At 42.4% G+C, this 8,121-nt stretch carries 8 protein-coding genes and 2 pseudogenes; 4 read left to right on the forward strand and 6 right to left on the reverse strand.

The features are described 5' to 3' along the window. The first annotated feature begins 36 nt into the window (after positions 1–36). Entirely contained in the window at positions 37–894 is an 858-nt protein-coding gene (locus tag BCT81_RS15900; RefSeq protein ID WP_102425062.1) for an endo alpha-1,4 polygalactosaminidase, read from the forward strand. Positions 895–1,295: 401 nt separating this feature from the next. Here BCT81_RS15900 and BCT81_RS15905 read toward each other — a convergent pair. Together BCT81_RS15905 and BCT81_RS29790 are read right to left on the reverse strand one after the other, a co-directional pair. Next, a pseudogene (locus BCT81_RS15905) lies at positions 1,296–1,551 on the reverse strand (hypothetical protein). Beyond that, positions 1,537–1,928: pseudogene (locus BCT81_RS29790) on the reverse strand (serine protease); the annotation flags it as partial. The pseudogenes BCT81_RS29790 and BCT81_RS15905, both read right to left, overlap by 15 nt. Before the next feature lie 437 nt (positions 1,929–2,365). Between BCT81_RS29790 and BCT81_RS15910 the strand changes: the two are divergent. Further along, complete coding sequence (locus BCT81_RS15910; protein WP_102425063.1) at positions 2,366–3,424, forward strand: aminotransferase class I/II-fold pyridoxal phosphate-dependent enzyme; 1,059 nt, start codon at positions 2,366–2,368, stop codon at positions 3,422–3,424. Positions 3,425–3,592: 168 nt separating this feature from the next. Here BCT81_RS15910 and BCT81_RS15915 read toward each other — a convergent pair whose 3' ends face one another. Beyond that, positions 3,593–3,925, reverse strand: a complete 333-nt coding sequence (locus BCT81_RS15915; protein ID WP_102425064.1) for a helix-turn-helix domain-containing protein — start codon at positions 3,923–3,925, stop codon at positions 3,593–3,595. A 78-nt stretch (positions 3,926–4,003) separates the two neighbouring features. Here BCT81_RS15915 and BCT81_RS15920 point away from each other — a divergent pair, with 78 nt between their 5' ends. Both BCT81_RS15920 and BCT81_RS15925 read left to right on the forward strand, forming a co-directional pair. Further along, positions 4,004–4,291 (forward strand): YciI family protein, encoded by a 288-nt coding sequence (locus BCT81_RS15920; RefSeq protein ID WP_102425065.1) that lies wholly within the window; start codon positions 4,004–4,006, stop codon positions 4,289–4,291. Positions 4,292–4,702: 411 nt separating this feature from the next. Further along, entirely contained in the window at positions 4,703–6,211 is a 1,509-nt protein-coding gene (locus BCT81_RS15925) for a DUF3360 domain-containing protein (RefSeq protein WP_102425066.1), read from the forward strand. A 93-nt stretch (positions 6,212–6,304) separates the two neighbouring features. Here BCT81_RS15925 and BCT81_RS15930 read toward each other — a convergent pair whose 3' ends face one another. From BCT81_RS15930 to BCT81_RS15940, 3 genes are all read right to left on the reverse strand, one after another. Next, on the reverse strand, positions 6,305–6,643 hold the full coding sequence (locus BCT81_RS15930) for a cytosolic protein (protein WP_102425067.1): 339 nt from the start codon (positions 6,641–6,643) through the stop codon (positions 6,305–6,307). A gap of 209 nt (positions 6,644–6,852) precedes the next feature. Beyond that, a complete protein-coding gene (locus BCT81_RS15935) occupies positions 6,853–7,305 on the reverse strand; it encodes a septal ring lytic transglycosylase RlpA family protein (protein ID WP_102425068.1) in 453 nt (150 codons plus the stop codon). A 309-nt stretch (positions 7,306–7,614) separates the two neighbouring features. Next, positions 7,615–8,106: a VOC family protein gene (locus BCT81_RS15940; protein WP_102425069.1), complete on the reverse strand. Its 492-nt coding sequence runs from the start codon at positions 8,104–8,106 to the stop codon at positions 7,615–7,617. Positions 8,107–8,121 lie beyond the last annotated feature (15 nt).

Here is an 8,121-nt window from a genome sequence, read left to right on the forward strand (position 1 = left end):
GTACATTCACAATACCCATAAAAAACACAATCGCATATGAAAAAGTTATTAATATATCTATTTTTAGTAAGCAGCTCTGGCTGCAATTCAAATGATAATAAGCCCCAACCTGAGCAGTCTAGCTCTCCGATCGTTCTTGATACAAACGTCGCTCCTATTACAACCGGTTCTTGGTACCGGCCGCCTGTTTCAGTCACGTGGCAATGGCAGCTAGAAGGCAATTTAAACACCTCTTACTCTGTTGCTCTCTATGATGTAGACCTTTTTGATACGAGCAATACAACAATAAAAAATTTACAACAATCAGGAATAAAAGTGGTGTGTTATTTTTCAGCAGGCTCTTATGAGGATTATCGAGACGATAGAGAGCTCTTCTTGCCAAACACACTTGGAAACACTCTTGATGGCTGGGACAACGAGCGCTGGCTTGATATTCGTTCGGCTAACGTTCATTCAATCATGAAAAAACGTCTGGATATTGCCAAGAACAAAGGTTGTGATGGTGTTGAACCTGATAATATGGATGGGTACACCAATAACTCTGGTTTCAATCTGACGTCTCAAGATCAGCTCGCGTACAATCGATTTATTGCAAATGAGGCGCATAAAAGAGGCCTTGCGGTCGGATTAAAGAATGACCTGGACCAAATAGGTGAACTGGTCGAGTACTTTGACTTTGCTGTTAACGAACAATGTTTTGAGTACAACGAATGTGATGCACTGCTACCCTTTATTAATCACGGTAAGCCCGTTTTAACAACGGAGTACTTAGATAAGTATGTCAACAACCCAAATGAGAGAGCAACAATCTGCCAAGAATCTAGGGACAATCTATTTAGCACCCTAATCTTACCTTTAGATTTAAACGACAGTTTTAGGTTTAGCTGTTTGTAAAGCGCGCCTAACCCTAAAAATAACTGTACCGAAACTATCTAGAGCGGTTTAACTATCATATATAGCGACTAGAGAAAAAATGTGTGCACTATAGAGTTTGCTATTGTCCAAAATCTTGAGCACAGAACCAAAAGGTATTGCCTTATTCCTGATTCGCCACAAAAACAAGGGCCTCGAAAGTGCGAAGCTTAAGTTTTATCCATCGAATAATTACAGATCCCCTACTTCAACGCTTCCATTGATGCTGTTTTGTACAGTTTAGCATTGTTACATTGCCTCATTCCTCAAGGTAGTAAACGATTAATTACCTTGGCAAAGGTTGGTAGGTTGAAAAGGAGAGTAAGGTAACTCATAACTTCCTGACAAACACTGAGAGGCTAAATATTGATCAATAATTTGCGCTATTCATTCACAGTGACGCAATATTGATAATAGGAAATTGACTACGAAATTGGGCGGTAAGTATGGCCTTTTACCTTTATGAAGGGCGTTTCAGCATTGCGTCAAAGTCGCTCCATTATCTGGCTGGTGTGCGTTCTCGATAATCTGCATATCAGCGTTTTTTTGATAGTAAGTTGTTAACCAAGAGATAGCCTGCTCTTCTATGCTTGTGGGCACGATGACATCTTTTGCCACCATCACAATGGCAGACTGCATCGCATCAAACGCTTGGTTGACAGCGTCATAAACTGCAAAGTTAATTCTCATTTTGCTTTTTACGATACTGCCTAGATTAGCGATAAAATGAGTAGCCTTATCGCGCAGATTAATCTCTTTTGTCGTCTGGAAATCCGTTGTCCTTCTTGTGTAAGCGTATCAGGTCACCACTTAAGTTCACAGCTACAGTCACATCTGTGTTATCGCCGAACGTTGATGCAATCGGTACAGGATTGAGCACTCCGCCGTCAATGAGTTCTTCGCATTGATGACATGAGGTGCAAAGAACGTCGGAAGAGAAATATAGGCTCAATAGCATCAAAAAGAGAGCCGGACTTCAGACAAACCTCATTCTCAGCCGCGACGTTGACAGCAACTGTCCCACAAGGGCCCCAGATTAAGTGCACATTTACCCTTGGCACTTTTCGACTCAAAAGTATTCGAAAAGCCAGTGTGTTCATTGATTTAAAGGGGTATAGGTGAAACAAATTAGGGTTTAATTTTTTTGACTACGTTATCGTGAACTGGAAATAAAAGCGTAGGAGAGCCCTAACTTAATGAATGAGTCCTTCAACTCAACTGTAAAATATGCAATAAAACGCTTACTGAAGGAATCAAGAAACGCTTTCAATTTTCCTCTTGTTTGTGTGGCATACACTACTGTTAAAGCAATCGCTAGGTCAGTCAGAACCGCATTAGAACCAGTGAATTTGAAACAAAATTCCAGTAAAACCTAAGCAATTTTAAAAGGTAGTTTCAAGAAGCATTAGGCTAACTAAGCTTCTATAAAGTTAGATGGCGTTGAGTAAACAACATGAATATTAATCAAAGAATTAGAGGCGATCACGCCTCTTACATTAGCAATTTATACACTATTGATTGCCGACTTGGAACTAACCCCAACGGTGCTCCACCCTTATCTGATGCAATAAAAGAGACACTACTCGATGATCTAAGCGATTATTACTCTTTTAACCATATCGCGAAGTTATCAGTGTTGACGGCTAACTATATCGGGACCGCTCCGGACCGCGTTTTTTTCTCTAATGGCTCTATGCCCATGCTTTCGACGATTTTCTCTAAGTTACTCGGCGACAATATGACGATGCTCGGCTTGGGACCCCAATTCGTGGATGCAGTATCTGAGTTTATACAGCTCGGAGGCTCTTATAATGCCCTCAAATATAGCCCTGGCATGATTCCTATTTTCTGCGAAGAGATCAGAACCACTGCCCCATCAATTGTTTATATTGACAACCCAAACAATCCAACCGGTCGAGCATACTCTCGCGAGGAATTAGAGCCAGTAGTCGAGGCTTGTCAAGATTCTGACTCAATACTTTTAATCGATGAGGCTTATGGGGATTATTTAAAAAAGAGTGAGAGTATGGCTCAGTTTGCCAACGAATTTAATAATGTTTTGGTAACACGTAGTTTTTCTAAGGGGTTAGGCTTAGCATCTTGTCGTCTTGGCTACGCTGTAGTCTCTCCTAATTTACGAGATTATTTGTCAAGAATCATTATCCCATTCACACCATCACTGACGTCAATCAAGATCGCTTGTGATGTGTTACCAAATATCGACAGCTTTCTTGAGAAGTGCAAAACAGATTGCCGGGAAATCAAAAAGACGATGATCGACGAACTACAACAATGCGGAATAGAAGTCTTGCCGACAAATGACGAGACGCCGATTTTTTTGGCTTATAAAAGAGGTGAAAACTTAGCTAGCTGGTTTGATGACCGCGGAATATTGGTCGAGTCCGCTCACCATTTTGCACTAACAGACAGCACATTAACTAAAGAGTATTGTCGACTAAGGATCGTTGGTAACACACACGACCTTGAACACTTTATCTACAGACTAAAATAGCCTTGCATTCTCATTTTCGTAGGATTTCAACCAACCACTTTCTTACCTATCTACATACTCCTATATGCGGATGCAGTCTATTTAGTTTGAAATGTGGTTGATTATCACAGACGGCTTCTTTTATCGCAGATAATAATTCAATCCATTTAACGTCTATCTGTTAAGCTATTATTGCTTCGATATTTTATCTTCCCACTCTGCCGCCCAATCTCTTAAAGGGTCGAGTGTTTGCATTAAAGACACTCCTAACTCTGTTAGTTTATAGCCTTCCGATGTTGTAAAAACTAACTCAGCTTCAGTTAACTGCTTAATCCTAGTATTTAAAACCGAAGGGGACATGCTGTCGCATCGTTGTTGTAGTCCTCTGAAGCTCAAAGGTTCAGAGTTCAGCTCCCACATGATACTCATATTCCACTTTCGGCCCAACAGATCGAATAAAGCCATGATGACTATACCCGAGCTAGATCCTCTTACTAATTTTTTAGGTAATGGTGTTGTCATAAATCTTGCGCTTCTAAAAAAGTAGCGACATGACTCGCTACGAAATAAGTAGCAATTTATTTGAAAAGCGAGAGTTATATGTACCTAGTAGATATGACCTTTACAGACATGACAAAAATAACTCCAGAGCTAACTGATAAGCATAAGAATTATCTTGAAGGAGAATATAAATCAAACAATCTATTGTTTGGTGGGAGGAAAGTACCTAGAACTGGGGGCATACTTATTTCGCAACATGCAAGTAAACGAGAGCTTGAGCAAGTATTAAATTCAGATCCATTCATTAAAAGTGGAGCTGTCACGTATTCAATTACTGAATTTATTCCTGTAATGGCTTCTAAAGCTTATCAAGGTACCGTAGCCTAACAAAAGAGCATGGCGTCAATAATTGATTTCTGACGCTATTTTTGTCCCCCATTAAACGGCCTCTGTTTCTTCCCTCCCTAATCACAACAAGTGCGCTACAAAACATGAACCAATCGATTTTCTCGAGTCTTTCTAACCTAGCACTTTCATACTGAACGATACCTTATTAACCCTGAAGCTAAACCTCCTACAAAAAACAAACTATCTTGCGGCTTCCACGCTAGCCAAGGCACTCTACGACTAATGTCTAACTACCTGAGTCTATTTGTTTTTTTGGGTTTGGTATAAGGTACCAACAACTAAATGTTAACGAATTTTTAATTATAAGTTGACGCATTGTTTACACATCTGCATGAGTCAATAACGTTTGTTGGAACAACACACCTTAGAGTGTGAAAGAAAGGAATCAAAATGAGCAGTACTTTAGAGTCCGTAAATATACCAAGAGAGGAGCCTCAGACCCAAGAGGACGAACTCTCCTATGAACAGCAACACAAACCAAGCTCAGAGTTTGAAACCCGAGAACAGTATCTAGAGCACGAATTAGAAATCATGTCGCCTAAGCGCTGGCGTCCAAATTTACCGTTTAAAGATTATCGATTTGAGATAGAAGACACCATCCCAGCCATGGCCGCGACCATTGGTAAAGTGGTTATGGTGGGCGCGATTGCAGCCACCTTTGCTGGAGCGCTTGGGTTAAATGAAGACTTCATTCTAGAAAACGTTCGATACGAACTCCTTATCGCCTCTGTCTTCATCATTCTTTTCTCTGGCTTTCTACTACCAACGGCTAACCTCGCAGGTACACACGGCCCACTTATTCCATTAATCCCTATTGTTGTTGCCGCTGGCGGTCACCCAATGGCCTTTGGCTTGCTGATTGGCGCATTCGGCTTGCTGTTAGCCATCAGTAAAGGCGGCAGTATGTTGGCTAACCTCACCAGTAAAGGTGTGTGTGGCGGATTGCTGCTCTACCTTGGCTTCGTGGGCACCGCTTCTCAAGTGAAAAAGCTGTTCGCTTGGGCAGAAGGCATCGGCATGAGCCACATCGCTTTTGTCGTGATCTTCTGCACCATTATCTTGTATGCACTATTGGAGCACTTTCGTAAACGTTGGTTAGCTGTGCCTCTTAGCTGCTTGCTGGGTGGTGCGATTGCATTTGCCATGGGTGCCCCATTCGCTTTCCACACAGAGCCTGGCCTACCGAACATGAACCCTATGTATTGGTGGGGAGAAGATACCGGTTGGATGCTAGGCCTACCGACGATTGAGCACTTCATGGTAGTACTGCCGTTCGCGATTCTAGCGGTAGCGATGTGGTCACCAGATTTCTTGGGGCATCAAGTATTCCAAAAGATCAGTTACCCAGAGCGTACTGAAAAAGTGCACATGAACATTGACGACACCATGACCACAGCGTCTATTCGTCAAACATTCGGCTCGCTACTTGGTGGTACTAACTTTACGTCCTCATGGGGTACTTACATTGTACCTGCGGCGATTGCAAAACGTCCTATCCCTGCGGGTGCTCTTCTGACGGCTCTGTTCTGTATTATCGCTGCGATTTGGGGCTATCCGATGGATTTAGCTATCTGGCAACCGGTACTGTGTGTCGCTCTGATTGTAGGTGTATTCGTTCCACTGCTAGAAGCGGGAATGGAGATGACACGTGAAGGGAAAACCACTCAATCAGCAGCGATTGTTGTGTTTTCATCAGCGCTTGTGAACCCAGCATTTGGTTGGTCTCTCACTATGCTACTAGACAACTTAGGCTTAGTTGGCTGTAAAGAACGTAGTGGTGAACTGAGTAAGATGAGCCGCTGGGTACTTCCGGGCATTATGTTTGTTGTTCTAACAAGCGTGATGGCGTTGGTTGGCCTTCTACCAGGCATTCCAGCGATTATCCCAAGCTTTCGTTAAGCTCGGTTAATACTAAACTTCAATACAAAGGCCTCGCAAATGCGAGGCCTTAGTTTATATAGCAAGGGTTATAACCGCCCTACTTTACTGAATTTAATCCATTCGGGTAATGAAGGTTTGTTCATCATCCACAAAAGCGATAAAGCCTCCTTGATAGATAAACACTCGACCACGTCCCTCAACTAAGCAGGCAAGTTGTGGATTCAAATCTTCTTCATTATCCGGGCTTTGAAAAGTGCCGGTATCGGTGATAACGCCGCGAAGTGGAGGTAAGTATCCATAAGCACGCTTGGCTTGATCAATCAGGCTCAATTCGCTAGCGACAGAGAAGCAACGAGGGATACTGCCTGCATCTTCGATAAACATAGTTTTCAGTTCTTCAAAAGCGGTAATAACCAGCCTGTCGATGTCATTAACTTGATGGATAAACATAGAGTTTCTCGGTAATTCTGATGTGGGAATTCTATCACTATCTGAGGCTGAGCGGAGTAGAGATAGAGTTCTCACTGGGGCAGTCGGTGCCTTTCCATCGATCTATTTAAAACACGCTCTCGTTGAGCCCAAGTTGATGACCTAAAACGAAGGGTTGGTATCTCTACCAACCCCTACAGTTTCACCAACCAATTCAGACTTAGAGGTGATTAATGTTTGTACCTAAAGGTATTACTGTCATCAACAATCTCGATTCTGACAGGAACTGTGCCTTGCTTAACGTTACCGATTTTTGCAAATGCTTTGTGTGAAAGGTCGATCACTCTGCCTTTTATGTACGGGCCTCGGTCGTTAACTTTAACTTCGACAGACTTATTATTGGTAGTGTTAGTCACTCTCACGATCGTGCCAAAGGCTAAGGTTTTATGCGCTGCCGTGTAAGCATTCATATTATACGTCTCACCACTTGCAGTGAGCTTTCCATGGAACTTGTCACCATACCAAGAAGCTTTACCAGTCAAAGCATGTGACTTGGCATATTCCTTTGTTTTAGAACTGCCGACCGCCGACGTTGAGGTGCATCCGGCTAATATCATGAGAATAAGAGCGATGAAGATGACATGTAGTTTTTTCATGTGGTTTTGGGGCGCTAATCTGTGCATGTTTCTCTGTTTTCGTTGTTTTTTGGTTTGCCATACAGTGCTGAGTATAGTCACTGTTCAGCAAAGGCTACCATCCGGTATGAATGCACCATGTTTTCATGAAGATCGTTTTCTTCCGTCATATTCATGAAAGGTTTTATCTTAGAAACGTCAAATTTAACAACACCTTAAATCTGTATCTTTCTTGAACACTTGATGTAGATAAGTCACCCAGCCAATCATCCAAACACAAAAAAGGATTGGTATCTCTACCAATCCTCTTTGGGGGTGTTTCGGTTTTTCTACCTTACGACAGGTAGATGGCGTCTATTACTCGTAATCAGTCGCGTACGTATCTTCGTATGAGTGAGAGTAGAATTCGAATAGGTTGCCAAACGGGTCTTCTAGGTAAACCATTTGTGCTTGTTTTAGCTCGTCTTCTGGGTGGTAACGGTGAATATCCATACGTACCTTACCGCCAAACTCTTCAACGCGCTTGATAGCTGAATGAAACTGCTCTTTTGGAAGCTGCAGACAGAAGTGGAAGATACCTAGACGAGAGAAATCTACTTCGTGACGCTCTTGGCGGTCAACCATTTCGAATAGCTCAACACCGATACCGTCTGAAGTTACTAGGTGAGCAATGTTGAAGCCTTTGAAGCCTTCACCAAATACAGCGATACACATGCGGCCGATTGCAGATTCTCGCTCTTCCATCACTTTAGTGTTGTTCATTACAACTCTTAGACCTAGAGCCTTTGTGTAAAACTCTACAGCTTGGTCCATATCGCCAACCATGATGCCTACGTGATTCATTTTCATAACTTTCTCCAATTC

This window comes from Vibrio sp. 10N.261.52.A1 (assembly GCF_002876325.1).
Lineage (GTDB): Bacteria > Pseudomonadota > Gammaproteobacteria > Enterobacterales > Vibrionaceae > Vibrio > Vibrio chagasii.